Here is a 26,180-nt window from a genome sequence, read left to right as displayed (position 1 = left end):
AGCCCCTCGCCCTTCGAGGATAGCCTTCGGCGAACACCCAGATGGGGGTGAAGGGACGCCGCGGCTGAGAGGGGCCGAAAGGAGACCGGCAGCTTCCGAGTAATCTCGACGGGAAAGCCGCCGTTCAGTTCTCGTGAAAGGGTTTCGGGCGCCGGCAGGCGTCCCAAGATCCCCGAGGAAGTAACCCGGGATCCACACCCGAAGCTGTCAGACAACTTCTAGGCGCCTCGAGACTGAAATCCGACGGTCTCCCGTCACCAGCCGTAGGTAAAGGTCGCACCGCTGTTGCCGTTGCCGGACTGGACGACGGCGTCGCGCGCGCCGCGCCCGAATTGGAAGAGACCGTAGGCGTTGCCGTTGCCGTTCTGCTCCAGCGTGCCAGAATGGCCGTTCCCGCGCTGCTGGACGAGACCGACATTGCCCCGTCCGCGCTGGGCGAGGCCGGCGTTGTTGCCTTGGCCCCTCTGCCGGATCGAGCCGTCCTTGAGGCCATTGTAGAGCGAATAGATCCGTAGCCCTGCTTCGACGACCCCGGTCGTCTGCCGGTCAGTCGGGGCGAAGGTCCAGGACACCTGGCCGTTAGCGGCCGCGGGCGTGGCGAAGGTCGCCGGGGCGGCGAGTGTGATGGCAAGCGCGGTCGCAATGGTGTTCGCGGAAATGAAGGTCATGGAGGTCTCCGTTCCCCGGTCTGTTCCCGGACATGCGTGGACTTTCGGGGTTCCCCTGGCAGGACCGGATCGGCGAGGCAGGGTTATTGTCGCTTGTCAGAACCCGCCGCCGACCCGGCCGGAGCAGGAGATCGTCTTGCCAGAAACGACGAGGGTCAGATCGGCGTCGTAGCCGGAGCCGCCACCGCTGAGCGTGACAGTGCCGAGCTGTTCCGTCCCACCGGAAGCGATGGTGAAGGACCCGCCCTGCCGGATGTCGGTTCCCCGCCCGGAGACGTGGAAAGCGTACTCACCGCGCGTCGCCTTCTCGGCATGGGCGAGCGCGGTCAGCTCGACCGATCCACCCCGGCGCGAGACGTCGAGCTCGCACCGGACCGGCCCCTCACTCGATATCGTGCCCGCCGGGCCGGCGAAGGCGGCGCCGGTGGCGCCGAGGAGAACCAGTGCCGCGGCGAGGCGGTGGCAAGGTCGGAGCAACGGCATGGCGGGCCTCATCAATGGGACGGGAACGGAACGGGTGGATCGCGCCGGTGGGCGCGGGATCAGTCGCAGGCCTGGACGAGGGCCGCGACGTTACCGCTGCCGCCCTGCGCAACGTCGGCCGAGCAGCCGCGTCCGACCTGCACACCGGCCGCGATGTTGCCGTGGCCGTCCTGAGAGAGGATCGTCGTGTGGTCAAAGCCGAACTGGCCGATGCCGGCGGAGTTGCGGCTGCCGTTCTGGTAGGTCGCGCCGTAATGGCTGCGTCCCTCCTGACCGACGACTGACAGATTGTGCGAACCGCGCTGCTCGCCGACCGAGCGGTTGTACCGGCCGTCCTGATGGACGCGGATGCGGTTGCGATAGCCCTGCTGGGACCCGCCGGCGGAGTTCGACCAGCCGTACTGGTCGAAGCGCACGTCGTTGGCAGACGCTGAGGTCGCGACCGTCAGGCCGGCGAGAACGACGAGGGCGGAAGCAAGAGGCAAGCGGATCATCTGGGCGTCTCCGACAAGAGCACATCGGCTCGGGATGGAATGACCCGAACTTGAACCCCCCCGCCGGAACCGTCGCTGAATCCGCCGTTCACACAACGTTTAGCTCCTCACGATGACCGGGAGGACCGAAGGCGAAGGGTAGGCTTCTAGGTGCCTCAGGTGACGACCTGAGATCCTGGGCGCCCTCGGCTACGTGGCATTGAGCCTCCCTGTAATGTCCGGTTTCTAGGCGATGTCCAGCATTCTGTACGACGGCAAAGGGGCATAGCAGAAATCATTTCCCAACGCCTTTGGGCCGGAAGTGGACTTTCGGCTTTTGGCAGGCCACCCTCTCGCAAACTGCTACTTTCGGCGAGTGTTAGCGCTGCCAAACAAGTTTAATATGGCTACCCGTGCCCCTGAGGGTAACGCGCCACATTTTGCAACAGCGAACCCGCGGTCCGGCGCGCTTGAGGAGGTTGCATCCGCCGCGTACGGCCCTTGAGAGACCCTTTTAAGTTTTCGTAGCTAACCCTTCGAACGCACTTCGGCCGTAGTTTGAGGGCGTCGTCGTCCGCAATAGATGCAAGAGGTACACGGACCGGCATGTCCTTCGTCCTGAACAAGATGGCTTCCCTGCTCGCGATCCTCGTGGTCGTCGGCATCGCGCTGTTCTGGTCGTCGGCAGCCCAGGCCCATACGAATCACGTTTCGGATGTCGTCGAGGCTTCCTCCGTGGTTGCCGCCCCCGCCCTTGCTGGTTCATTGACAGCGGCCGAAAATGCCGACGCGGTGGCTGGCCCGGGCGCCGAAAATGGCAACGAGGATGGCCACCGCATCACATGGTCTTCATGCTGCGGTACGGGCGTGTCGAACTGCATGGCGGCGACGGCCACTCTGTCAGACAACTCTATTCCGGCGCTTGAGATGGCACGGCATGTTTTCGCTCGCGCCTCCTGCGTACTGGATGGCGTAAGCCTCGACGGCCTGATCAGACCTCCCAAGCCCTTCGTCTGACACACCCGCGGACGCGCGTGCGCGTCCCGAGCGATGTTCCAGACCTTGGGCTTTCCCGATGCATTCCCGTATCCTGACCGCGGCCGCGATGGCCGTCCTGACGCTTGCGTCACCCGTGCGCGCCCACGAAGGGCACGACCACGGCACGCCGCCGCCGGTCGTCTCCGCGCAAACCGCTCCCCGCGCCGAGGCGCAGAGCGCGCTCTTCGAATTCGTGGCGGTTGCGCGCGGACCTTTGCTCGAAATCCATCTCGACCACTTCGAGACCAACGAGCCCATCGTCGGCGCCACGGTCGACATCGAGACCCCGGACGGGCCCGTGACGGCTACGGCGGAGGGTGACGTCTACCGCCTTGCGGCTCCCTGGGCCGAGCAGCCGGGCACCTACGACCTCATCGCGACCGTCGCCAGCGACGGCGCCATCGACTTTCTCACCGCGACCCTGGTCATCCCCGAGGCGCCGGCGCCGGTCGTGGCGGGAAATTCCGGCTGGCTGGTGGGAGCGGCCCTGGCGACGGAGATGCGAGAGGCGCTCACGGTCGAACTGACGGATCGCCTGTCCCGCAACGACCCCGCCATCCTCGCGGTTGGAGCCCTGGGATTTGCGCTGGGTATCCTCGCCATGGCGGTGTTCCGGCGAAGGGTGTTCGTGGCGGCCGGGACCGCCGCGGTACTCGTCGTCCTCTTTGCCGGGTCGATCGCGGTCGCGCAGGAAACGGCCGCACCCGTCGTCGGTGTCCGCGACCTCGCCCAGCGGCTTCCCGACGGGTCGGTGTTCGTGCCGAAGCCCTCCCAGCGCATTCTCGCCATCCGCACGCTGATGACCGCCGCAGCCGAGCATCGTCGCAGCGTCGAGATGCCGGGACGGATCATCCCCGATCCCAATGCGAGCGGCTTCGTCCAGGCCTCGATTGCCGGGCGCCTCTCGTCGCCGCCGGGTGGCTTCCCGCGGCTTGGTGCGAAGGTCAGGGCTGGTGACGTCCTGGCGTTCGTGACCTCGCCGATCCAGACGATCGACCAGTCCGACCTTCGCCAGCGCCGCAGCGAGCTCGATCAGGCGATCTCGATCGCCGAGCAGCGCGTGCGCCGTTCCGAAACGCTTGTGAAGAGTGGCACTGTCGCTCAGACGACGCTCGACGAGACGCGGATCGAGTTGGAGGGCCTTCGCGAACGCCGCGTCGCCATCGAGCAGGTTCAGGTCAAGCCGGAACCGCTGGTCGCGCCGGTTTCCGGGGTGATCGCAGCGTCCAATGCCATTGCCGGCCAGATGGCCGAGAGCAATGCCGTCGTCTTCCACATCGTTGACCCGGATCGTCTCTGGGTCGAGGCGCTGGCCTATGGCGGGGCCGGCGCCTTCAGGGCGGCCTCGGCCGACCTGGGTGACGGGCGCTCGTTGTCCCTCACGTTCGAGGGCGCGGGTTTTGCCGGCGCCTCGCCGGCGCTGCCTGTCCACTTCCGTGTCCAGGGCGAGACCACGGGCCTGCGGCCGGGGCAGATGCTGACGGTTCTCGGGCAGACCGAGGAGGTGCAGGCCGGCATCGCCTTGCCGCGGACGAGCGTGCTTCGGGGACCCAACGGGCAGGACATCGTCTTCGTCCATTCCGGTGCCGAGCGGTTCGAGCCGAAGGAAGTACGGGTCCAGCCGCTCGACGGCGAGCGGGTCCTGGTCGCCGCAGGAATCGAGGCGGGCAGCCGCGTCGTGACCGAGGGTGCCGAACTCCTCAACCAGATCCGCTGAGGGCGGGACGATGTTCACCTTCCTCGTCACGCAATCGCTGCGCAACCGCATGCTCGTCCTCGCCATCGCCGCGGTGCTGGTGCTCTACGGCGCCTTCGTCTCGATGCGGCTGCCCGTCGACGTCTTCCCCGACCTGAACCGGCCGACCGTCACCATCATGACGGAGGCCGAAGGCCTTGCGCCGCCCGAAGTCGAGCAGCTCGTCACCTATCCGCTCGAGACGCAGATGAACGGCCTGCCCGGGGTGAGCCGCGTGCGCTCCGTCTCGGGCGTCGGCCTGTCGATCGTCTATGTCGAGTTCGACTGGGACACCGACATCTACCTGAACCGCCAGCAGATCGCCGAAAAGCTGGCTCTCGTGCGTAGCCAGCTTCCGCCGGGCGTGTCGCCCCAGATGGGGCCGATCTCATCGATCATGGGCCAGGTGATGCTGGTGGCCATGACCGCGCCCGACGGCGTCTCGCCGATGGCGTTGCGCGAGGCGGCGGATGCGCTCGTGCGGCCTCGGCTCCTCGCCGTGCCCGGCGTCGCGCAGGTCATCCCGATAGGTGGCGAGGTGCGCCAGTACCGCGTCGCCCCGGACGCCGCCTCGCTCCGGGCGCTCGGGGTCACGATGGAACAGGTGGAAGGCGCGCTTGCCTCGTTCGGGGCCAACACCGGGGGCGGCTTCACCGACCAGTATTCCCGCGAGTTCCTGATCCGGAACGTCGGCCGCAGCCTCAGCCTCGACGATCTGCGGGGCCTCGTCGTGGCAACGGTCGGAACCAGGCCCGTCCTGCTCGACGAGGTCGCGGACGTCTCGTTCGGGGCCCGTCAGAAGCGGGGCGAGGCGGGCTACATGGGTCGCTCCGCCGTCATCGTATCGATCGAGAAGCAGCCCGACGTCGACACTGTCGCTCTGACCCGGCAGCTCGAGGCCGCGCTCGGCGAGGTCAGCGCATCCCTGCCGGACGGCATCCGCGCCGACCAGGTCCTGTTTCGGCAGGCGGACTTCATCGAGACCTCGATCAAGAACGTCCAGACCGTGCTGATCGAGGCCATCGTGGTGGTGGCGATCGTCCTCTTCGCCTTCCTCCTAAACGTTCGCACGACGGTGATATCCCTGACAGCGATCCCGGTTTCCATCCTCGCGACGGGCATCGTCTTCCATCTGATGGGGCTCTCCATCAACACGATGACGCTCGGGGGCCTCGCCATCGCCATCGGCGAACTCGTCGACGACGCGGTGGTGGACGTCGAGAACATCTTCCGCCGCCTTCGAGAGAACCGCGAGCTTGGCAACCCGCGCTCGGTGTTCGACGTCGTCGTCTCGGCATCCCAGGAGGTCCGTTCGGGCATCGTCTACGCCACGGTCATCATCGTCCTGGTCTTCGTGCCGTTGTTCGCCCTGACCGGGATTGAGGGGCGGCTCTTCGCGCCGCTGGGACAGGCGTACATCGTCTCGATTCTCGCCAGCCTGGTCGTCTCGATCACCCTTACCCCGGTCATGGCCTACTACCTGCTGCCGAGCCTCAAGCGGCTGGATGAGCGCGAAGGCTTCATCGTGCGCTGGCTGAAACGCGGCAACCGCGTCCTGCTGAACCGCGCCTTCCGCTGGCCGCGGACTCTCATGGCCCTGGCCGCGCTGGGCGTGGTCGTCGCCGCCGTCGGCGCGACAGCCTTGCCGCGGGCCTTCCTGCCACCCTTCAACGAGGGAACGCTGACCATCAGCATGGCCTTCAACCCGGGCATCTCCCTGGCCGAGTCGCACCGCGTCGGCCTGATCGCCGAGCGCATCATCATGGAAGTACCCGAGGTGTCCGTCGTTGGACGGCGCACCGGTCGGGCGGAACTCGACGAGCATGCCGAGGGCGTCCATTCCTCCGAGATCGAGGTCGACCTCGAGACGGGGAGGACCAAGACCGAGATCGAGGCCGACATCCGTTCGCGCCTCTCCGTGCTTCCCGTGTCGATCAACATCGGCCAGCCGATCTCGCACCGGCTCGACCACATGCTGTCCGGCGTGCGGGCGCAGATCGCGCTGAAGGTCTTCGGCGAGGATCTCGACACGTTGCGTACCGTTGCGGAGAGCCTGAGGGCCCGTCTGGCGACGGTCCCGGGCGTCGTGGACCTCCAGGTCGAGAAGCAGGTCCGCATCCCGCAACTGGAAATCCGGATCGACTATGAGCGCGCCGCCCTGTTCGGGATCCAGCCGGCGAAGATCACCGAGGAGCTGGAGCAGCTTTCCAACGGCCGTGTCGTATCGCGCCTCGTCGACGGCAACCGCACCTACGATGTCGTCATTCGTCTGGGCGATGCGGAGCGGACGACCGAGGCGCTCGGCGACCTCCTGATCGAGACGCCGGCAGGGTGGATCCCGGTGCGGGAGCTCGCGGAAGTGCGGGAGACCGACGGTCCGAACCAGATCCTGCGGGAGAATGGCCAGCGCCGCGTCGTGGTTCTGGCGAACGCCGCCGGTGACGCCGACATGGCGCAGGTGATCGAGCAGATCCGGGCGGAGGTGGCGTCAGCGGCGCTACCCCCCGGCTTCTCGACGAGCCTCGAAGGCACCTTCCAGGCGCAGGAGGAAGCAAGCCGCACCATCGGGCTGCTGTCGCTAGTGTCGCTCGCGATGATCTTCGCGATCCTCTACAGCCGCTATCGCTCCGCCGTGTTCACGCTGATCATTCTCGGCAGCATCCCGCTTGCCCTTATCGGCTCGGTCGCGGCGCTCTGGCTGTCTGGCCAGCCCCTGTCGGTCGCCTCGATGATCGGCTTCATCACCCTGACCGGGATCGCGGCGCGCAACGGCATCCTGAAGATCAGCCACTACATCAACCTGTCGATCCACGAGGGCATCCCCTTTGGGCGCGATCTCGTCATGCGCGGAAGCCTCGAGCGGCTGACGCCCGTGCTGATGACCGCGCTCTCGGCGGGTGTGGCACTGGTGCCGCTGATGATCGACCCCTCCGCACCGGGCAAGGAAATCCTTCACCCCGTCGCCGTGACGATCTTCGGCGGCCTCGTCTCATCGACGCTGCTCGACACCTTCCTCACCCCCGTCCTCTTCCTGCGTTTCGGGGAAAAGCCCCTGAAGCGGCTCGTCGAGGCAGCCCGCCTTCCATCAACCCCGGGCACCCCGGATGCCGGGGCCGACACGGCCGCGGCCCACACGTTCTGACCAACGGAGTCTCAAGCAATGATCGCCCGTACCTTCCTCCTCGCCGCCGCTCTCGTCGCCTCAACGGCAGCCAACGCCCACGAACCGCGCAAGGGTCCGAACGGGGGAACGCTCGTCGATGCGGGCGACCACCACGTCGAACTCGTCGCCGCGGGAAATGAAGTGAGGGTCTATGTCAGCGATGCCGCGGACGAACCCCTTCCGAGCGACGACTTCAAGGGCACCGCGATCCTGCTGATCGGCGGCAAGCCCGCCCGCGTGCCGCTGGCGCCTGCCGGCGCATTCCTGTCGGGGCCGCTCGAGACCCCGGCCGAAGGGCCCGTGAAGGGCGCCGTCCAGCTCACGGCGTCGGACGGGAAGACCGCGCAGGCGAAGTTCGACTGACCTGCCGCCGGACGAGCACCAGACCGGCACACATACCCACCGGTTCCAATGGCCATTCAAGGAGAACTACCATGCGTAACACACTGATCATTGCCGCCACGATCGCCGCCCTTCCGTTCCTCGCCCATGCCCAGGATGGCCAGTCCATGTCCGGTCACGCGATGTCTGGCGGTGGCATGGCAGGGATGTCCGGGGAAGCCGAACTTCCGGAGGCCTGCAACGGCGCCGTGGGGTCCATGGACATGTCGCAGATGATGGACGGCATGGGAGAAATGATGTCCGGAATGGACGAGGCCCAGATGGCCAATCATGCCACGATGATGAAGATGCACGGCCCGATGATGAGGGCTGCCATGATCAAGGACCCCGACCTGGCTTTCAACTGCGGGATGATCGCCCATCACCATGGCGCCATCGCCATGAGCGAGCTCGAACTGAAGATGGGCAAGGACGAAGCGTCGCGGAAGATGGCGCAGATGATCATCGATGCGCAGAAGAAGGAGATCGAGGAGATGACGCTGCGCGTCGAGGCGCTCGCAAAGTAATTCAATCCGCGTCATATCGGGAGCGGCTTGCCCGCCGCTCCCGACAAGGTCTCAGGAGCCGGCTGGTCGCGATAACGAAGCCGTCCAGTCTCTGGTGGATAAGGACCATGCTTTCCAAGCGAACAACGTTCTGGTCGACGCGCTGGTCCTTCTGTCCACGTCTCTGCTCGCTGCCGAAAATGTCGAGATGCTCTGGACGGCGTGGTGCGGTTGCTGCATCGGCTGGATGAGGCACCTCGAAGAGGCCGGTTGCGGGCGGACGAACGAGAACCTCGCGACGGCTAATCTCAACGCGAAGAAGATGGAGGCAAGGCCGATTCCTAGCGGCCGCAAATAGGAGGCGGCAGTACCGGCGGCTCCATGTTGCCACTCTCCCCGTTAGCGGATGCCAACACCCGCGACCGTGTGTGTGGCAGCTTTCGGAATTGACGAAACTAGGCCTGAATGACCGACTCGGGCGCGATGCAGACGGAGCTCGTTCTTCAACGATTGCAGATCCACCGCCTCGTTACCGGTGCGGTCGCGACGGCGAATATAGAATGGTCACCCCCTCCCCCGCCTTCTACGCACCACCGCCTCCGGAGAAGCCCGGGCGGTTCAGTCTGTCAGGGCCGGCCTATTCCGCACGTCAATGATTGGCCCCGGGTTGGCCCCGGGATGAGGAACCCTCAGATCCCGATCGACTAATTGCGGCAAAATGGCTTTCCAAGCTTCCAGCATCGACCGGAAATAATCCGGGTCGTCCTTCAACACGGTCTGCACCCCCATGCCGCGCACGAGACAGACCGTCAGGTTCAACGAGATGCGTGTCGCCCGGGGCATTCCGTCGGCCTGTTTCTCGAACTCCGCCCAGATGCCGTCCAGCGCCGCATGGAAGTCTCGCACGACCGGAATCATTCGGGTGCGCAGGTCCGGGTCCGTTCGGGCTTCGTTGATGAACTCGAGGGAAATGTAGAACAGCCGCCCGGAGAACATCTCCCACAGGAATTCGACGAACTCCTCCAGGCTCACCTCTTTGCGAGCGACCTTTTCGGCAACCGCACGGATGTCTCGCGTACCGTTGCGGAGCAGATGTTCCATGGCGGCGACGACGATGTCGGAGCGGGCGGGGAAATGGTGCAGCAGAGCCCCGCGGGAGGCGCCGGCCCGGCGGGCGAACTCGGGCGTCGAGGCCGAACGGTAGCCCAGCTCGTAGATCGCGTCGAGCGCTGCGCCGATCAGCTTCTCGCGCGTTCTGATGGCGCGGGCTTGTGCCGGCTTCTCGGCCTTCTCCGCTTCGGTCGTTGTGGCCAAGCTCTTCCTCCCGTGACCGCGATCGAGTCTGCTCCTATCAGTAGGCTAGTGAGGGCAGCCAGAGCGACAGGATCGGGAAAGCGATCAGGATGATGAGCGTCAGCAGGTCCATAACGAGAAACCATGTGATTCCCCGGAATATTTCGGGCAGCGTGACGCGATTGTTGAGCGCTCCGTTGATCATGTAGACGTTGAGCCCGATCGGCGGCGTGATCAGCCCAATTTCCAGAAGCTTGATTACGATAATCCCGAACCAGACTGGGTTGATGTCAGCTTCGTTCACCAGCGGCACCAGGATGGGAAGAGTTAGCAGCAACAGCCCGATACTGTCGATCAGCATACCCAGCACGAGAAAGATCACCGCCACTGCAAACAATATCCACCAGGTGTCGGTGCTGACGGAGAGGATCGCCTCAGCGAAGGCCCGCGGAAAGCCGGAAAGCGCAAGAAAGCGCGTGAAGAAAAGCGAGCCGATGAGGATGATGAAGATAGAGGCGGTCGAAACGATCGCCTGCGAAACCGCCTCTATCATCGCGGCAGGACTAAGCTTGCGCCTCGCAATAGCGATCACCACGGCGGCGAAGGCGCCCAGCGCGCCCGCTTCGGTGGGCGAGAAAACGCCTGAGAATATCCCACCCAGCACCACCAGAATGAGCAGAGGTAATGGCCAAACGTCGCGAAAGGCCTCCCTGCGTTCTCGCGGCGTGGGGTTGATCACGACCTTGCCGGCGAGTTCCGGCTTCAGCTTCACCCGGACGATGATCATGGCGATGTAGATCAGCGCCGAGAGAACGCCCGGAATAAAACCGGCCATGAAAAGCTGACCCACTGAGACCTGCGCATAGACGCCGTACAAGATGAGCAGAACCGACGGTGGTATTAGGGACCCAAGCGTACCCGAAGCGGCGATCGTTCCCGTCGCGAGGCCTCGGTCGTAGCCGTTGTCGAGCATTTCCGGCACAGCCATCCGCGACATCGCGGCGGCTGTGGCAACCGACGAACCCGATGCGGCAGCGAAGAATGCGCAGGCCCCCACCGAGGTGACGGCCAGCCCGCCTGGCAGCCGCGCGAGGTAAAGCCGCAGGGCCAGGAACAGCCCCCTCGTCATATCGGTAGACGAGCAGATGAAGCCCATTAGGAGGAACATCGGCGCCGCCGACAGCTCCCACTGGCCGACGTAGTCGAAGGGGGTGGCGGAGATCATGCCCCAAGCCACCGTAAGATTGAACATGACCCCGATCCCGGCGATCGAGACGAGCCCGAGCGCTAGCCCTATCGGGACGCGGAGCGCAATCAGCCCCAGCGCGACGAAGACGCCCGCGACTCCGATCTCGAGGTTGCTCATCTCATTGGCCTCGGAGCGTTCTTGGCGCCAACATCAGAGCGCTTCCCGTCGGGACACGGCGCGCAGAAGGTTGGAGCACACGGCCAGCAGCACGCCGGCGAAACCAATCGGCAGCGCCCAGCGGGCCGGCCAGATCAGGAAGCGGAAGTTGCTCATCGCTTCCTCACCCCGCCGCGTCGCACCGACCGCGTCCAGCAGGGTCTGCCAGAACAGCATGCCGAAGAAGACCAGGCCGAGAAGGCAGGAGAAGACATAAAGGGCAAGCTGCACCTTACGCGGCATCATCTGCACGAAGAGATCGACGCGGATATTCTCGTTCTTGATCTCCACATAGCCGAGGGCCAGGAAGACCAGGGCGACCATGTAGTAGAACGATACCCATTCCAGCGTTCCGACGATCTGCCCGTTTAGGAAGTACCGCACGCCCACGTCGAGCGTGATGTGAAACATCATCAGAAGCATCACCAGGCAGGCCGCAACGGCGGCACCGATGTTGAGCCACCGGATGACTTCAAGAAGCTGCCGCATCGCCAGATCCTGCGCCGGTTGGTGGACGGGGGCCTGCAGTCGCTGCGGGCCCCCCAATGCGTCATCTCACGCCGTATGTTTCGGCGTCGATCTTGCTGTAGATTTCCTGCATGGCCAGATCGGTCAGCGCATCCTCGTCGCTCGTGTCGACGTCGGCCAACAGCTCCTGCCATTTCTGCATGGTCAGCTCGAAATCGCTGATCAGCGCCTCCGGCTCCGCGATGCCGAAATCGGTGCCGGCTTTCTCTGCCGCGGCCGAAGACGTGCGCTCGCGGAACTCGGCCACATTGGCCGCCAGATCCTCCTCGGGCTCATACACGTTTCCGCCCGCGGCCTTTGCTGCTTCCAGACCGGCATCGACCTTCTTCCCGTAGGCGATGACCATCCGCGCCATCGAGCGGGCGGAAGCCTCCATTAAGACTTTGCGCTGCTCCGGCGTCAGCCCTTCCCAAAAGTCCGGGTTGTAGCCCCATTGCGGGCCGGACCAGTACATGCCGGTGGAAAGCAGCGTCGTATGCTCGGCCACCTCGAGGAGCGAGCGGTCGACGAGATCGCTCGCGGAATTCGTCGCGCAGTCGAGCGTGCCACGCTCGAGGCCTGTGTACATCTCGCTCGATGGGACGTTGACCGGAATGCCGCCCGCCTCCTCCACCCACACCGAGACCGCCGAACCGGCCGTGCGGATGCGCTTGCCCTTGATCTCGGCGAGGTTGCGAACGGGGCTCGAGCACATCAGAACGTAGGCGGGGGTCGCGTAGGCACCGAGATAGACGACCTGTTCGTCCTGCCATTCCTGCAGCTGGACCTCGTTGTTCATCGAGAAGTCGGTCACGGCGAAGATCGCCACCGTCGGGTCGGAATAGGCGAAGCCGAGTTCCTGGACAGCGTTGGCAACGGGAAGATCCGACGGCGTATAAATCGCAGCGTGATGCGCGACCTGCACCACATTGTCCTGGATGCCCTGCAGCGAGGCACGCGGCGCCAGGAGCACGGTGCCGGTAAACACCTCCGGCACGAGGTCGCCGCCTGACAGTTTCTGGACCAGTTCCGCCCACTGGACGTAACCTTCACCAGACATCGGTACGGCACTGTCGTAAAAGCTGTTGGCGATGAAGTTGGTCTGCGCCGAGGCGGGCGCTGCTGCAAATCCGGCAAGCGCCGCGTACATCATTAGCTTTTTCATGTGAGTATCCTGCTGGTCGGGTGGAACATACGGGCTTTCGCCCCTCTCGAGACGGGCGGGATGAACCGCCGATTACCGGGAATGATCGCTCTCGTGCGCCTCCGCCATCTCCTTGAGGGAATGGAACCGAAACGTCGTCTCCGCCAGCTTGCCGGGATCCATGGTCGCGCCGAAGCCGTGCTTGGCATGACGCCGGTATATCCACGCATTGTCCAGCCCGTTGGCGCGCGCGGGCACGTGATCGTGGAACATGCTCTCCGCGGTATGGAGCAGTTCGCGGGCATCGATGCCCATCCGCCCGACGCCGTCCAGCAGATAGTCGAAGTTCCGCGGTGACGGCTTGTAGCTGCCGATATCCTCGGCCGTGAACACGCCGTCCCAGGCGATCCCGAGCTTCTCGGCCGACCCCGCGAAGCTCCTGTTGTCGACGTTGGAGAGGACGATCATGCGATAGTGCCGCTTGAGGTAGGCGAGGGCGTCGAAGCTGTCGGCAAACGCCGGCCAGTGGGGTACGCTCTGCCCGTATGCCTCGCATTCCTCCCACCCCACGACGAGGCCCAGTTCCTCGGCGCAGCGCCGATAGACCGTCGCCAGGATGTCGCTGTACCGCCGCCCAGGCGTTGCCGCTTGGGCTCTGCTCTCGTGGCGCGCATGCATCTCCAGAACCGCGTCGTCGGAGATCTCGCGGTTCAGGCGATCGGTGAGCGGCCGCAACCCGTGCAGCATGCCGCTCTCCCAGTCGATCAGTGTGCCGTAGACGTCGAAGCTGAGCGCCTTGTAGTCCCGCAACCTCGCCATCACAGAGACTCCGCCTTCTTGACCGCCACGCCGCCTTTCATGATGAGCGGCATGTGCGCACCCTGCTTCGTCAGGAGATCGAGATCCTCGAGCGGGTTGCCGTCCACCGCGATGATGTCGGCGAATGCTCCTGGCGCGATCGTACCGATCCGGCCTTCCATGCGGAGCACCTTCGCCGCGTCCGTGGTGGCCGAGCGGATGACGGCATCGGCCGGGATGTAGCGGCCCCGCAGCGGGAACTCGCCCGATTGCTCGGTCTGCATGCCGCCCAGAAGGTCCGAGCCATAGCCCATGATCACACCGGCCGCATGCATCTTCTCGAGCTTCTCCAGTCCTGCCTCGCGCACGTCGGCGATCTTCGCGACCGACTCCGGCGGCAGGCCGAACTTGGCGCCCGACTTGGCGAGAATGTCGTAGGTGATGTTGGTGGGAACCACCGGAATGCCGTCCCTGGCAACCCGCGCGATCGTGGCGTCGGAGATCAGGTTGCCATGCTCGATGCATTCGAACCCGCAATCCAGGGCCCGCACGATTGCTTCGTCGGCGTAGAGATGGCCCGTGGCATACGTCCCGAAACCCTTGGCTATCTCGACCATCGCCCTCAGCTCGTCCACCGAGAACACCAGATAACCCACCGGATCGGACGGCGAGGAGACGCCGCCGTCCGCCATCGCCTTGACGAACTGCGCGCCGTTCTTCAGCTCCTCGCGAACCGCTCGCTGCACCTCCGGCACGCCATCGCAGTTGCGGCCCATGGCGCCGAGGCTCTGCGCGTACCAGCTGACGTCGCGGTTATCGTACGGGCCGCGATAGTCGGTATGGCCACCGGTCTGTGACAGCGCCTTGCCGCAGATCACCAGGCGTGGGCCGAGAAAGGCGCCCTCGTCCACCGCGAGCTGCAGCCCCCGATCCGCACCCCCCAGGTCGCGCACGGTGGTGAAGCCGCGCATCAGCATGTCACGCATCAGCACACTGCTTCGCGCCGCGACGAGCGAGGACGGCAAGGCGGCGTTCAGGCCGAGATTGGCGGTCGTGGCGATGACGTGGACGTGACAGTCGACGAGGCCCGGCATGACGGTCAGGCCTTGGAGGTCCAGCACCTCGTCCGTCGTCGCGGTGGCGTTCGGGCTCACCTCCCGGATGATCCCGTCCTCGATGACGATGGCCATCGGCTCTGTCGGTTCCGGCGCCGTTCCGTCGACGATCCGGGCATTGCGAAGTAGCGCGATGGTCATCCGACCTCTTTCTTAAGCGAGCGCTTCTCGTCCGCGCTCGAACGCGATTACGGGTGGCGATGCCCCTCTCGGCGGTGCTGCTGCGAGGTGGCGACGGGGCGGCATCATCTTGTTCAGGCGGCTTCCCGCGTGCGCTGCCAGCGCTCGAGGTAGTCCAGCACGTAGGGCAGGTCGACGACGTCGACGTAGCGCCGCCCCAGATCGCGCAGATTGTCGCGATGCGGCTGCTCCTCGATGTCGCCCACGCAATCCTCGGGCACCAGCGTACGATAGCGATAGCTGAACGCGTCGATGGAGGTCGCCCTGATGCAGCCGCTCGTGTTGCAGCCGGTAACGATCACCGTATCGACGCGCTCCTTGGTGAAGTAATCGGCGACATCGGTCCCGAAGAAGATCGAGGGACCTTTCTTGCAGACCGTAAGATCATAATCGGGATCGTATATGCGCGGATCGAACTTCACGCTGGGATGGTCGTGCAGGAACGTCTCGCGGACCGCCGTGATCTTCCAGTACGGCATCTCGCGCTCGTTCATGTAGGCGGTATTGCAGTTCGCCACCGGCACGCCGCAGGCGCGTGCCACCTTGAGTAGCTTCTCGGTGTTCTCGAGTGCCCGCATCACCAGCGGCGCGCCGCCCAGCGGATACTGCGGATCGGTGAACCCGCTCTGGAAGTCCACCACCACGATCCCCGGCTTGAAGCCCGTCCCTACCGGGATCTGGCCGTAGCTGCGGTTCTTGTAGTCATCGTCAGACAAGGCTTCACCCTCCGCTTTCGACCGTGGAAGCAGACTGCGTATTGAGAAAGAAGCAGTCAAGCCTGTTTTTTACGCAGCCGAAACCTTCCGGGCTCCGCCGACCTCTCGCCAGGAAAGGACGTCCGTCACGGTTGGGCCTGCCTCGGCTTCGAGGGTCGAACGGAGACTGCCGCGGCGAATCGTGTCGGGCCTGCACTGCCGGGTGTCGGCATCGGCGGGAGCCGGCATCCAGAGCGCAGCAGGTGGCAGGGAGAGTGGCGACCGTCCCGTCGGCGCAAGACTTAGCTAGGCTGCTGGCGGGACAGGCTCGCCACGCGAACAAGCGACTCCAGCCCGAGGCGCAGCGCCGTGCAGTCCGCGCCGACGCCGATCATGCCAAAGCCCTGCGCCGCGTAGCGGGCGATCAGCTTCGGATCGAAGGTAATGATGCCGGCCGCCTTGCCGGCGGCGCGGGTTCGCGCGACGATATGATCGACGGCGGCGACGACGGCGAGATGGTCTGTCTCGCAGCCATGCCCCATGTCGGCGGCCAGATCCGCCGGCCCGATAAAGACGACGTCCACCCCCTCGGTCGCGGCGATGGCATCGATGTTGTGCAGCGCCTGAGCGCTTTCGGCCTGCACGATCAGGCAGATCTGCGCGTCCGCCGTCGCCGCGTAGTCCGCCGTCGCCCCCCATCCGCCCGCCCGCGCGAGGGCGGCCCCCATTCCGCGTCGGCCGCGCGGCGGATACCGCACGGCGGCCACGGCCCGGGCCGCGGACGCGGCGTCGTGGATCATCGGAACGATCACGCTCTGCGCTCCGAGGTCGAGCACCTGTTTCAGCACCCACTCATCGCCAACCGGCACCCGCACCACCGGCGCGGCGGGGGTCCCGGCGAGCGCCTGTAGTTGCGCCTGAACGAGCGGCAGTGTCGCCGGGGCATGCTCCATGTCGATCACGCACCAGTCGAAGCCGGCCCGCCCCGCGATCTCGGCCACGGCCGGGCTAACGAGCGTCAGCCAGAGCCCGTCGAGCCGTTCGCCACGCCGAAGTGCGGCCTTTATCGGATTGGCAGGCGCCGGCACTTCGCGCTCCCTTCACAGGCTTCAACGGTCGGAAGAACAGCACGAGCCGAGGCGAGCTACAAGGACCGACACCAGTTTGAGAGGGTTCCGCTTGAGCATATCCAGGCGGCACCGTTGCGGGTCTGGGATCTGCGCGTAAGGAACGAAATGCCGTTATCGTTCGCTTTCCTGGCCCTCGGTAGAACGTGGAATTCCAAGGGTCCGATAAGCGGATGTTATCGGACCTCCGACCACGCGTTCTCTCGCTGAAATGGGCTCTTTGCGCCAAACGGAATAGTACGATCTCTTTAACGCTCTGGGGGGCTTGTCGATGAAGCGCGGAAGGTGCTGGGCAAAATCGGAAGGTCTCGAACGCCCTTCGGCTTTCAGCGTCTCCGCGAGGCTCCCCGCTTTCGCGCTATTGCATGGTTTTTGCGCCGTCCGAGGGAGCCAACGCGTCCTTAGTCCTCGAGAAATCCCGAATAGACTCCGCCTCAAATTCCCTGCCGACCCGGCGATGTAGCTTGCCCATAGAATGCTCCACCTCCCGTCAGAAGAGCTCTCCACGATTGCGAGGCAAGTCCACAGCGTTAGCCAAGCGGCGCGGTCGTCGGATCGTAAGCGTAAACCCAAGCCGGATCTTCCGGCTCCTTCAGCCAGGTATTGGCATTGGAAATGGTCTGAACTTTGGTGGCACGATCACGCCGCGTTCGCTCATAGAGCTGGAAGGCCTCGGAATAACTCTCCGTGCCGCATTCGGTGAGGCAGCGGGTCAACACGGCCGCGTCCTCGATCGCCATGCAGGCGCCTTGCGCCATGTGCGGGCGCATCGGGTGGCAGGCGTCACCGAGGAGGCACAGACGGCCGCGGCTCCACAGGTTGAGCGGATCGCGGTTCCAGAACGGCCACTTGGTGACCTCTTCCGTAGCATCGATCAGGGCATTCACCTCCGGGTGCGAATTACCGAAGATCGCTTCCATCTCCTCGCGCGAAGAATCGACGAAGGCGGCGTCGTGCTCCCAGCCGTCCACAGGCACGCCGGTGACGTAGTAGTACTCCGAGCCGTCGCCCTTGGTGTTATAGGCCATGATGTGGCGAGAGGCTTCCCACCACCATTTCACGCAGGCCTCGAATTCTAGGCCCGAGGCGCGCAGCTTTTCGACATTGACCAGCGCCCGGTGGCCGATCCAGCCGGAAAAGCGCGGCTTCTCGACGCCGAGCAGCATCTCACGGATCGCCGAATTAATGCCGTCGGCGCCGATGACCAGCTTCGCCGCGACCTGCCGGCCGTTGTCGAAGGAAAGGAGCACGTCGTCCTCGCGCTCCTCGATGGCGGTCAGCTTGTGCCCGAAATGCACCCGGTCCTGCGGCAGGGCCTCGATCTGGACGGCGTGCATGTCCCCCCGATGGATGGTGATGTAGGGCGCGCCGTACTCTTTCCTGGCGAAATCCCCGAGCCGGATCTTCGAGAGGTATTCGCCGGTGTTGCCGTCGCGCGAGAACCAGAAGTCCGGATGCGAGCCGATCGTGGCGAGCCGATCCTCGAGCCCGATCTCCCGGAAGATCTTCATCACGTTCGGGCCGATGTGGATACCGGCGCCGAGCCGGTGGAATTCAGGCGCCTGCTCGAAAGTATGGGCGGAAAAACCCGCATGATCCAGCAGCGCCATGGCCGCGGCCCCGCCGAGCCCGGCTCCGATGACTGCGATGTCGACCGTTTCGATGGATGTCATGACCCTGTCCTGTCTCTGCAAGTTGTTTGTATACTAACAATCGAACCGGAGCTGTAAAGCCCCTTGCGCCACGAGCGGCGCCCGCCGCCGTTCCCGCTCCGTGATCCCCGACGAGGCCAGCTTCGAGACAAGCCGATCCCGCGTTCGTCGTCCCCTCATCGATCCGGCAGAGCCCCTTCGGATCGGTCGCGACAATGTCCTACCGTGGCGCTGCGCCGTAGCGCGTGCGAACGTAGGCAGCCAGCGCGTCGATCTGCCCGCTCGTCAGCTCCTTGCCGAAGCCGGGCATGTCGCGCGTCTTCAGGGAAAGCGGCGCCTCGATTCCCTCCCGGATGACGGTCCGCAGCGCCTCGTCGTCGCCCGACCTGACGGCCGGACTGCGCCACAGCGGCACCTGCGCGGCGGTAGCCAGATTGCCCACCGCCGGCTCGTGGCACACCGCGCAGGCGCTCTCGAACAGGCGGTGCGTCGCGTCGGGGACTGGCGTGGCAGCCCGGCCGGCGGCGGCATCGCCAAGATCGTCAGAAGGCCGAAGGTCGCCGTCCGCACCCCCTGCCCCGTCGGTCGCGAGCGAGGCGAGATAGATCGCCATCGCCCGGATGTCGGTATCCGGCAATTCCTGCAGATTGGCGACGACGTCGGCCATCGGCCCGGCGGCGGCCGCAAGCTCGCCGGCAACGCCCGTCCGCAGGTACTCGTAGAAGCTCGGCTCGTCCCAGCCGAAGCTGGCGGCGCCGGGGCCCGCGATGGGCGGCGCGTACCAGCCCTTGACCGGCGCACCCGAGAGTGCTGCTTCGCCGCCCTTCTCGGCCCCGAGCGCGTTCCGCGGCGAGTGGCAGGCGCCGCAATGGCCCGTTGCCTCGACGAGATAGCGCCCGCGGTTCCACTCCGGGCTCCTCTCAGCAACGGCCGCGAGTGGCCCGGAACCAAGATAGAGCGCGTTCCACCCGGCATTGAGCGGCCTCAGGTTGAACGGCACGGCCATTTCGGCCTGCGGCGTTTCCTGGTGCACCGGCTCGAGCGTCTGCAGATAGGCGTAGAGCGCGAACATGTCGTCGCCGCTCATCCTGGCGAAGGACGCGTAGGGAAAGGCGGGATAAAGGTTGCTGCCGTCGCGCGAGACACCCTTGCGCATGGCGCGCTCGAAGGCCTCGTAGCTCCAGTTGCCGAGGCCGGTACCGGGGTCGGGCGTGATGTTCGAGGTATAGATCGTCCCGAACGGCGTCTCGACGGCAAGACCGCCGGCATTCGGCGGCCCGCCGGGCACGGTGTGGCAATCGGAACAGTTTCCGGCGGCGAAGACCTGCCGGCCCTTGGCCAGAAGTTCGGCCGAGAAACTCGCGGCCGGCGGCGCGGCCGTAGGCGGGATCGCCCGGTGGATCGGCAGGGCCAGCGCGCCGGCCGTGAGCGAGCCGCCGAGCAATGCCGCGAGCCCAATTCCCTTCGCACCCGAAGCCTTCGAGCCGAAGCCCTTCGCCACGAGCCGGTCGCGCCACGAAGCTTCCGCGCCGGGGCCGGCGACGAGGGCAGTCGGCCCAGAGCCGGCGACCGCCAGCGCGGCGCGCATCTTTTCCGGGGTGAACGGCGCCTCGCGCATGCGGATGCCCGTTGCGTCGAAGATCGCATTGGCGATCGCCGCGGCCGCCGGCACCGCTGCGCTCTCGCCGACCCCGAGCGCCGGATCGCCCGCGCGCTCGATCAGCATGGTCTCGATCGCAGGCGTTTCGGGGAAGGTCTGCAGCGGGTAGCTCGCCCAGCTCTTGGCCGTGACGGTGATCTCGTCGAAGCTCAGCTCTTCCTTCAGCACCCGGCTGGCCGTCTGGTTGACGTTGCCGTGGATCTGATGGCGCACCCCGTCTGGATTGATGACGAGGCCCTGATCCTGCCCGACGAAGACGCGGGTGAGTTGCACCTCGCCGGTCACCATGTCCACGGCGACATCGCAGATCCAGGCGGACGCGGCCGCCGCCGTTCCGGGAAAGGTTCCGTGGACGTAGGTTGCGAAGGCAAAACCCTGGCCATAGGCCATGCGGCCCTCGCGGCGCTTGCGCGGACCGCTCCGCGCCTCCCAGCCGCCCTTCTCGGCACTTTCGCGGATGAGATGGGCGGTGCGGGGATCGTCGACATGGGCCAGCCGGAACGCGACGGGATCCCTCCCCGCCTCGTAGGCCAGCTCGTCGACGAAGCTCTCATGGGCGAAGGTGTTGGGCAGGGCAGAGACGCCGCGCATCCACGCGGCGCGGACGATCGGCGCCATGTCATGGACGGTGATCGCCTTGTGCGCGATCCGGTATGGCGGGACGATGGTCCGGTCGCCCATGTCCGCGGGGCGGGGCTCGGGCGAGACTCGCCCGGTCAGAAGCAGCGCGAGGTTCGGCCCGCGATTGGAGGGATACCAGCTGTCCAGGCTGTAAGCGTGGAAGGCGCCGTCCTTCAGGCCGCCCTCGACGTCCATCACCTGGGCGGCCCCCTTGGGCTCCCAGAGATGCTCCTGGGCCCGCGTCAGTTGCACCCGCACGGGACGACCGACGGCGTGCGAAAGGAGCAGGGCATCGCCGCAGACGTCGTCGGCGCAGTTGCGGCCATAGCAGCCGGCAGCCTGATAGCGGCGGATGTCGATCCGCGCCTCGTCGAGCTCCATCAGATTGGCGAGATCGGCCCGCAACATGTGAGGGTTCTGGGAACCCGACCAGACGATCGGCTCGCCGCTGTTCCAGTCGGCGATGGCGCAGGACGGGCCGATCGAGCCATGCAAATGATAGGGCCAGACATAGGAGCGCGTCAGCCGGACGTCGCATTGGCCGATACCGGCGGAGAAATCGCCGGTGGCGTCGCATGTGCGCGGCGTTGCGGGCTGGCCGCGGATCGTCTCGGCCAGGCTGGCCATTTCCGGCAGTTCCGGCGGCATCAGCCATTCCACCGGGAGGGTCTCGGCGATCGCTTCGGCCTGGTCGGCCCGCTCCGCGACGACGCCCAAGAAATCGCCACGCCGCACGACAGCGAGGAAGCCCGGCATGTCGCGCACGGCGGCCTCGTCGAAAGCGACCAGGCTGCGAGCGATGAAGGCACCGCTGTCGCGGCCTTGATAGGGCGGACGCACGACATGGCCGTGGACCATGCCGTCGACGAAGACGTCGTGAATGAAAGGATGGCTGCCGGTGACCTTGGCCGGCAGATCCACCCGCGCTGCGGAGCGGCCGACGATCGCGTAATTCTCCGGGTCCTTCACCGGAGCATCGAGATCGAGCCGAAGCGCGACGTCCTCGCCCGCGATCAGGCTTTCAAAGCTCGCCGCAGTGTCCTTCCAGCGAACCGACCCGTCCGACAGGGTGACGCGCGAGGCCGGCGCGTTCAGCCGCCGCGCACCGCGCAGCGAGAGTTCCCGGCGGATCTGCGCCGCGGCGTGGCGCAGCGGGACGGCGGTTATCTGGATGGTCTCGGAGGCGATCGTCGGACCCTGGTTCGGGGTCCTTGCCGTATCGCCGAGAACCATGCGAACCCGGTCGAGCGGCAGGTCGAGTTCCTCCGCGACGATCTGCGAGAGCGCCGTCTCGATGCCGGTGCCGAGATCGACATGGCCGTTGAAGCCGATGGCGACGCCGGAGGTGTCGAAGGAGAGGAAGACTTCCGGCCCGCCGCCATTGTCGCGAAAGACCAGGATGCGCCCATAGTCGCCGCTCACGCGAGGGTTCCTTCCCGGACCGGAGGAAGGGGGGCGCCGCCCTTTCGGGTCGCCGCCGGCCCGCCTGCCTCCCGCATCAGTTCGGCCGCCCGCATCACCGAGGCGACGATCTCCTTGTGGGTCCCGCAGCGGCATAGATTGTGGCGCAATGCCGCCCGGACGTCGTCCTCCCTCGGATCGGGATTGACCGACAGGAGGGCCAGCGCCGACATGATCATGCCATTCAGACAGTAGCCGCACTGCGCGCCGGCGGCCTCGACGAACCCCTGCTGGACTGGATGCAGCGCCGCGGACCCGGCATCCGCCAAGCCTTCGAGCGTCGTGATCGCCGCGCCGTCGGCCTTGGCCGCGCGAAGCACGCAGCTACGCGCCGGGGCTCCGTCGACCATCACCGTGCAGGCGCCGCATTGGGCGAGGCCGCAGCCGTATTTCGGGCTGGTGATACCGAGATCGCTCCTGAGGACGTCGAGGAGGCTGCGCCGGTCACCGACGGCGAGTGCGTGGCGGCTGCCATTCACGACAATATCGATCGACCGATCCATCGTCCTTCGCCACCTCCATCGGCCGAAGCTCTGACGGCGACGAACGCATCGGCCGCAGAAAATTCACTCGTACACAAACAATTACTAGATGGGAACCCTGCTACGGGGCGCCGCCGGCCGGCTGCCGGGCAACCGGCATCGTGCTTGTCGCCTTGGTTCTAACGTGGCAACGAGCGGATCGGACAGAACCGGAAAAAGGGCTCGGTGGTGGCGACAAGCAGTAGTGGAGACGACCCGTTTCTCGGCTACGTCCTCGACGAACAGGTCGGTTTTCTCCTGCGCAAGGCCTATCAGCGCCACATAACGATCTTCGCCCGGTCGACGATCGGCGGCCTGACGCCGACCCAGTTCTCGACCCTTTTCCGGCTCTACGCTGAGCCGGGCCCGATTTCGCAGAACGCTCTGGGCCGGCTCGTCGCCATGGATGCCGCGACGACGAAGGGCGTGATCTCCCGCCTGGAGAAGCAGGGATTGCTGACGACACAGAAGGATCCCAACGACAAGCGGCGCTATCTGCTGCAGTCGACCGAGCGAGGCCGCGACTTGATCCGCGAGGCGATCCCGGTGGTCAAGGGCGTCACCGAGGTAACGCTCGAGCCCTTGACCAAGACCGAGCGCGAGACGTTCCTGCGGCTTCTGGCAAAGCTCTGCTGAGAGAAGGCGGCAGGACTTCCGCCGGGTCGCACTTTGTCTCCTCGCCGTCTACGTACCGAGTTCGTGTCGGTATCAGGGCAGGTCGTCGATGATGCACAGCCGTGACCGCACTGCACAATAGCGCGTCAATTTTGGGTCTCGGGAGAGTGCCGGTCACGCCGATCTCGCGCTAACCCTCTGATCCTGCTTGCTGTGCAAAAAACTCGCGTCGGCAACTTGTTTCTATACAAACAATATGGGTAGCATCAGGGCAACAACGTCCACGAGGTGCCCCCCATGAAACCGATCCGCATCGGCCAGATCGTTCCGAGTTCCAACGTCACCATGGAGACGGAGATCCCGGCGCTTCTGCGTCTGCGCGAGACGATCGCGCCGGAGCGCTTCACCTTCCACTCGTCGCGGATGCGCATGAAGCACGTGACCAAGGAAGAGCTCGCCGCGATGGACGGCCAGAGCGACCGGTGCGCTCTCGAGCTCTCCGATGCGCGAGTCGACGTGATGGGCTATGCCTGCCTCGTCGCGATCATGTCGATGGGCCACGGCTATCACAACGAGTCCGCCCGACGCCTTCACCAGGTGACGGTCGACAACGGCAATCCGGCGCCGGTCGTCACCTCGGCCGGCGCCCTGTGCGACGGCATCAAGGCTATCGGCGCCAAAAAGGTCGCGGTGGTCGCGCCGTACATGAAGCCGCTGACCGCCATGGTGGTGGACTACATCGCGAACGAGGGCATCGAGGTCACGACCTCGCGGGCGCTGGAGATCTCCGACAATCTGGCCGTCGCCGCCCATAACACCGGAAAGCTGCCGGGCATCGTTTCCGAGCTCGACGTCGGCGACGTCGACGCGCTCGTGCTTTCGGCCTGCGTCCAGATGCCCTCGCTCGCCGCCGTCTCGATGGTTGAGGCACAGACCGGCAAGCCGGTGCTGACGGCCGCCATCGCCACCACCTGGTCGATGCTGAAGGCACTGGATCTCGACACCCGCGTGCCCGGCGGCGGCACGCTGCTCTCGGGCATGTACTGATCCAAGCGGAAGACGAAATGGAAGGAGGAACGCCCATGGCTTTCGGCTACAACGTCTATGCCAACGGCATTCGCCAGCACCTGATCCGCTATAGCGGCAACGGTCCCGTCATGCTGCTCATTCCCGGCATCACCTCGCCGGCGATCACCTGGGGCTTCGTTGCGGAGAGGCTGGCGAGGAGGTTCGACGTCCACGTCCTGGACGTGCGCGGCCGCGGCCTCAGCCAGGCGGGCGAGCTCGACTATTCCCTCGATGCCATGGCCGGGGACGCAATCGAGGTCGCGAAGGCCGCCGGCCTTGGCAAGCCGATCGTCCTCGGCCACTCGATGGGCGCCCGCAACGCCATCCGTGCCGCGCGACTCGCGCCGGACGCCTTTGCCGGCCTCGTCCTCGTTGATCCGCCGGTTTCCGGCCCCGGACGACGGGAGTATCCGTCGAAATGGGCGTGGTACGAGGCTTCGATCCTGATGGCCCAGAAGGGCTGCTCGGCCGAAGATATGAAGGAGTTCTGCCCGACGTGGACGCAGGAGCAGCGGGCGCTGCGGGCTGAATGGCTGCATACCTGCCAGCTCGACGCCATCGACACGGCGTTCAAGGGCTTCCACACCGACGACATCCACCAGGACCTGCCGCATCTGAAGCTGCCGATGCGCCTCGTCGTGGCCGGCGCGGCGCCGGTCATCCAGGACGAGGACGTCGCCGAGATCCGGCAGCTCGCACCGCCAATCGAGGTGCGGACGGTGGAGGGTGCCGGCCACATGATCCCATGGGACAATCTCGACGGTTTCCTCGAGGCCGTCCTGGATTTTCCGGCCTGACGGCCTGCCAGACAAACAGGGAAGGACAGCCACGATGGATCCGTTCAGCTTCACCGAGATCTGCCTGCATCAGCTCAAGATGTCCGGCGTCACCGAGGGCGAGAAGCTCGTCGTCCTGACGCAGGGCGCGGAGCGGCTTGACTATGCCGACGCGTTCATGGCGGCCGGCTCCCGGCTCGGCGCCAAGGTGTACCACATGCGCCTGCCCGCCGTTCCGCCGACGGGTGCCTGGGCGGTGGGCCAGACCGGCCTCGCTGCCATGCCCGACGCGGTTGAGGCGCTGAAGCGCTGCGACATGCTGATCGACTGCATCTTCCTGCTGTTCTCGCCCGAGCAGATGGCGATCCAGGCCGCCGGCACGCGCATCCTCACCGCCGTCGAGCCGCCGGAGCTTCTCGCCCGCATGCTGCCGACGAAGGAGATCCGCGAGAAGGTCGAGATCGGCGGCGAGATCCTCGCGAAGGCCAAGGTGATGCGCATCACCTCGCCGCACGGGACCGACGTCACCTACAAGCTCAATACCTATCCGACGATCACCGAATATGCCTGCACCGACCAGCCCGGCCGCTGGGACCACTGGCCCTCGGGCTTCGTGTTCACCGGCGGTGACGACGACGGCGTCGACGGCCAGATCGTCGTGGCACCCGGCGACATTCTCCTGCCGCAGAACATGTACGTCCGCGATCCGATCACCTACACGATCGAGAAGGGCTGGGTCACCGACATCCGCGGCGGCCTCGATGCGGAACTGGTGAAGAGCTACATGGCCGGTTTCAACGACAAGCGCGGCTTCGGCATGAGCCATGTCGGCTGGGGCATGAACCCGCACGCCAAGTGGCACCGGATGGTGCCGGGCGAGTTCCCGGGCGGTATGGGCATGGAGCCGCGCTCCTACTACGGCAACGTGATGTTCTCGACCGGCCCGAACAACGAACTCGGCGGCCCCAACGACACCGCCTGCCATCTCGACATCCCGATGCGGGGCTGCTCGCTCTTCCTCGACGACGACCCGATCGTCATCGACGGCGACATCGTCGTGAAAGAGATGCAGATGGAACGCCACTGAGCTTTCTG

The 26,180-nt window shown here is 65.7% G+C and carries 23 protein-coding genes; 9 read left to right on the top strand and 14 right to left on the bottom strand.

All coding sequences use genetic code 11. The features are described 5' to 3' along the window. Nucleotides 1-254: 254 nt before the first annotated feature. The 3 genes from LXB15_RS07295 to LXB15_RS07285 form a co-directional block, all read right to left on the bottom strand. On the bottom strand, nt 255-668 hold the full coding sequence (locus LXB15_RS07295) for a curlin (RefSeq protein WP_233952037.1): 414 nt from the start codon (nt 666-668) through the stop codon (nt 255-257). A gap of 96 nt (nt 669-764) precedes the next feature. After that, a complete protein-coding gene (gene csgH, locus LXB15_RS07290) occupies nt 765-1,151 on the bottom strand; it encodes a curli-like amyloid fiber formation chaperone CsgH (RefSeq protein WP_233952035.1) in 387 nt (128 codons plus the stop codon). A gap of 59 nt (nt 1,152-1,210) precedes the next feature. Next, the gene (locus LXB15_RS07285) at nt 1,211-1,645 is read right to left on the bottom strand and encodes a curlin (RefSeq protein ID WP_233952033.1); all 435 of its coding nucleotides are present in this window, start codon (nt 1,643-1,645) and stop codon (nt 1,211-1,213) included. Between the two features lie 585 nt (nt 1,646-2,230). On the opposite strand from LXB15_RS07285, the gene LXB15_RS07280 reads away from it, so the two are divergent. From LXB15_RS07280 to LXB15_RS07260, 5 genes are all read left to right on the top strand, one after another. Continuing rightward, a complete protein-coding gene (locus LXB15_RS07280; RefSeq protein ID WP_233952031.1) occupies nt 2,231-2,641 on the top strand; it encodes a hypothetical protein in 411 nt (136 codons plus the stop codon). Nucleotides 2,642-2,699: 58 nt separating this feature from the next. Further along, entirely contained in the window at nt 2,700-4,379 is a 1,680-nt protein-coding gene (locus LXB15_RS07275) for an efflux RND transporter periplasmic adaptor subunit (protein WP_233952029.1), read from the top strand. Between the two features lie 10 nt (nt 4,380-4,389). Further along, complete coding sequence (locus tag LXB15_RS07270; RefSeq protein ID WP_233952028.1) at nt 4,390-7,539, top strand: efflux RND transporter permease subunit; 3,150 nt, start codon at nt 4,390-4,392, stop codon at nt 7,537-7,539. Nucleotides 7,540-7,557: 18 nt separating this feature from the next. Next, nucleotides 7,558-7,923 carry a hypothetical protein gene (locus tag LXB15_RS07265; protein WP_233952026.1) on the top strand — a complete coding sequence of 122 codons (366 nt, stop codon included), beginning with the start codon at nt 7,558-7,560 and terminating at the stop codon, nt 7,921-7,923. Nucleotides 7,924-7,994: 71 nt separating this feature from the next. Beyond that, complete coding sequence (locus LXB15_RS07260; protein WP_233952024.1) at nt 7,995-8,468, top strand: DUF305 domain-containing protein; 474 nt, start codon at nt 7,995-7,997, stop codon at nt 8,466-8,468. 597 nt (nt 8,469-9,065) lie between these two features. Here LXB15_RS07260 and LXB15_RS07255 read toward each other — a convergent pair. The 11 genes from LXB15_RS07255 to LXB15_RS07205 all read right to left on the bottom strand — a co-directional run bounded on the left by LXB15_RS07255 (nt 9,066) and on the right by LXB15_RS07205 (nt 22,608). Continuing rightward, the gene (locus tag LXB15_RS07255; RefSeq protein ID WP_233952022.1) at nt 9,066-9,761 is read right to left on the bottom strand and encodes a TetR/AcrR family transcriptional regulator; all 696 of its coding nucleotides are present in this window, start codon (nt 9,759-9,761) and stop codon (nt 9,066-9,068) included. Between the two features lie 37 nt (nt 9,762-9,798). Further along, nucleotides 9,799-11,106: a TRAP transporter large permease gene (locus tag LXB15_RS07250; protein WP_233952020.1), complete on the bottom strand. Its 1,308-nt coding sequence runs from the start codon at nt 11,104-11,106 to the stop codon at nt 9,799-9,801. Nucleotides 11,107-11,139: 33 nt separating this feature from the next. Then, nucleotides 11,140-11,634, bottom strand: a complete 495-nt coding sequence (locus LXB15_RS07245) for a TRAP transporter small permease subunit (RefSeq protein ID WP_233952018.1) — start codon at nt 11,632-11,634, stop codon at nt 11,140-11,142. A 61-nt stretch (nt 11,635-11,695) separates the two neighbouring features. Further along, nucleotides 11,696-12,805, bottom strand: coding sequence for a C4-dicarboxylate TRAP transporter substrate-binding protein (locus tag LXB15_RS07240; protein WP_233952017.1), 1,110 nt, complete (start codon nt 12,803-12,805; stop codon nt 11,696-11,698). Between the two features lie 84 nt (nt 12,806-12,889). After that, nucleotides 12,890-13,615: a haloacid dehalogenase type II gene (locus LXB15_RS07235; RefSeq protein WP_233952015.1), complete on the bottom strand. Its 726-nt coding sequence runs from the start codon at nt 13,613-13,615 to the stop codon at nt 12,890-12,892. Beyond that, nucleotides 13,615-14,850: an amidohydrolase family protein gene (locus LXB15_RS07230; protein WP_233952013.1), complete on the bottom strand. Its 1,236-nt coding sequence runs from the start codon at nt 14,848-14,850 to the stop codon at nt 13,615-13,617. Before LXB15_RS07230 ends, LXB15_RS07235 begins: the two co-directional genes overlap by 1 nt. 113 nt (nt 14,851-14,963) lie before the next feature. After that, a complete protein-coding gene (locus LXB15_RS07225; protein ID WP_233952011.1) occupies nt 14,964-15,605 on the bottom strand; it encodes an isochorismatase family protein in 642 nt (213 codons plus the stop codon). A gap of 281 nt (nt 15,606-15,886) precedes the next feature. Beyond that, nucleotides 15,887-16,672, bottom strand: coding sequence for an HpcH/HpaI aldolase/citrate lyase family protein (locus LXB15_RS07220; protein WP_233952010.1), 786 nt, complete (start codon nt 16,670-16,672; stop codon nt 15,887-15,889). A 569-nt stretch (nt 16,673-17,241) separates the two neighbouring features. Further along, nucleotides 17,242-18,384, bottom strand: a complete 1,143-nt coding sequence (locus LXB15_RS07215; RefSeq protein ID WP_233952008.1) for an FAD-dependent monooxygenase — start codon at nt 18,382-18,384, stop codon at nt 17,242-17,244. Between the two features lie 199 nt (nt 18,385-18,583). Beyond that, nucleotides 18,584-22,066 (bottom strand): molybdopterin cofactor-binding domain-containing protein, encoded by a 3,483-nt coding sequence (locus tag LXB15_RS07210; protein WP_233952006.1) that lies wholly within the window; start codon nt 22,064-22,066, stop codon nt 18,584-18,586. Further along, nucleotides 22,063-22,608, bottom strand: coding sequence for a (2Fe-2S)-binding protein (locus LXB15_RS07205; RefSeq protein WP_233952004.1), 546 nt, complete (start codon nt 22,606-22,608; stop codon nt 22,063-22,065). Before LXB15_RS07205 ends, LXB15_RS07210 begins: the two co-directional genes overlap by 4 nt. Nucleotides 22,609-22,812: 204 nt before the next feature. Here LXB15_RS07205 and LXB15_RS07200 point away from each other — a divergent pair, with 204 nt between their 5' ends. The 4 genes from LXB15_RS07200 (at nt 22,813) to LXB15_RS07185 (ending at nt 26,172) form a co-directional block, all read left to right on the top strand. Continuing rightward, nucleotides 22,813-23,262, top strand: coding sequence for a MarR family winged helix-turn-helix transcriptional regulator (locus LXB15_RS07200; protein WP_233952002.1), 450 nt, complete (start codon nt 22,813-22,815; stop codon nt 23,260-23,262). A 324-nt stretch (nt 23,263-23,586) separates the two neighbouring features. Further along, nucleotides 23,587-24,288, top strand: a complete 702-nt coding sequence (locus LXB15_RS07195) for an Asp/Glu racemase (protein ID WP_233953081.1) — start codon at nt 23,587-23,589, stop codon at nt 24,286-24,288. A gap of 17 nt (nt 24,289-24,305) precedes the next feature. Next, nucleotides 24,306-25,106 (top strand): alpha/beta fold hydrolase, encoded by an 801-nt coding sequence (locus tag LXB15_RS07190; protein ID WP_233952000.1) that lies wholly within the window; start codon nt 24,306-24,308, stop codon nt 25,104-25,106. Between the two features lie 34 nt (nt 25,107-25,140). Beyond that, a complete protein-coding gene (locus LXB15_RS07185; protein ID WP_233951998.1) occupies nt 25,141-26,172 on the top strand; it encodes a leucyl aminopeptidase in 1,032 nt (343 codons plus the stop codon). Nucleotides 26,173-26,180: the final 8 nt, after the last annotated feature.

The organism is Aurantimonas sp. HBX-1 (genome assembly GCF_021391535.1).
In the GTDB taxonomy this organism is placed as follows: domain Bacteria; phylum Pseudomonadota; class Alphaproteobacteria; order Rhizobiales; family Rhizobiaceae; genus Aurantimonas.
The sequence above is the reverse complement of the archived record's forward strand: the minus strand, read 5'-3'. Positions and strand labels throughout refer to the sequence as shown.

Coding starts and splice junctions, on each gene's coding strand:
- LXB15_RS07265 (WP_233952026.1), top strand. CDS start 7,558: ATGATCGCCCGTACCTTCCTCCTCGCCGCCGCTCTCGTCGCCTCAACG.
- LXB15_RS07195 (WP_233953081.1), top strand. CDS start 23,587: ATGGAGACGGAGATCCCGGCGCTTCTGCGTCTGCGCGAGACGATCGCG.
- LXB15_RS07275 (WP_233952029.1), top strand. CDS start 2,700: ATGCATTCCCGTATCCTGACCGCGGCCGCGATGGCCGTCCTGACGCTT.
- LXB15_RS07185 (WP_233951998.1), top strand. CDS start 25,141: ATGGATCCGTTCAGCTTCACCGAGATCTGCCTGCATCAGCTCAAGATG.
- LXB15_RS07280 (WP_233952031.1), top strand. CDS start 2,231: ATGTCCTTCGTCCTGAACAAGATGGCTTCCCTGCTCGCGATCCTCGTG.
- LXB15_RS07295 (WP_233952037.1), bottom strand. CDS start 668: ATGACCTTCATTTCCGCGAACACCATTGCGACCGCGCTTGCCATCACA.
- LXB15_RS07230 (WP_233952013.1), bottom strand. CDS start 14,850: ATGACCATCGCGCTACTTCGCAATGCCCGGATCGTCGACGGAACGGCG.
- LXB15_RS07205 (WP_233952004.1), bottom strand. CDS start 22,608: ATGGATCGGTCGATCGATATTGTCGTGAATGGCAGCCGCCACGCACTC.
- LXB15_RS07245 (WP_233952018.1), bottom strand. CDS start 11,634: ATGCGGCAGCTTCTTGAAGTCATCCGGTGGCTCAACATCGGTGCCGCC.
- LXB15_RS07285 (WP_233952033.1), bottom strand. CDS start 1,645: ATGATCCGCTTGCCTCTTGCTTCCGCCCTCGTCGTTCTCGCCGGCCTG.
- csgH (WP_233952035.1), bottom strand. CDS start 1,151: ATGCCGTTGCTCCGACCTTGCCACCGCCTCGCCGCGGCACTGGTTCTC.
- LXB15_RS07235 (WP_233952015.1), bottom strand. CDS start 13,615: ATGGCGAGGTTGCGGGACTACAAGGCGCTCAGCTTCGACGTCTACGGC.
- LXB15_RS07270 (WP_233952028.1), top strand. CDS start 4,390: ATGTTCACCTTCCTCGTCACGCAATCGCTGCGCAACCGCATGCTCGTC.
- LXB15_RS07190 (WP_233952000.1), top strand. CDS start 24,306: ATGGAAGGAGGAACGCCCATGGCTTTCGGCTACAACGTCTATGCCAAC.
- LXB15_RS07260 (WP_233952024.1), top strand. CDS start 7,995: ATGCGTAACACACTGATCATTGCCGCCACGATCGCCGCCCTTCCGTTC.
- LXB15_RS07250 (WP_233952020.1), bottom strand. CDS start 11,106: ATGAGCAACCTCGAGATCGGAGTCGCGGGCGTCTTCGTCGCGCTGGGG.
- LXB15_RS07215 (WP_233952008.1), bottom strand. CDS start 18,384: ATGACATCCATCGAAACGGTCGACATCGCAGTCATCGGAGCCGGGCTC.
- LXB15_RS07240 (WP_233952017.1), bottom strand. CDS start 12,805: ATGATGTACGCGGCGCTTGCCGGATTTGCAGCAGCGCCCGCCTCGGCG.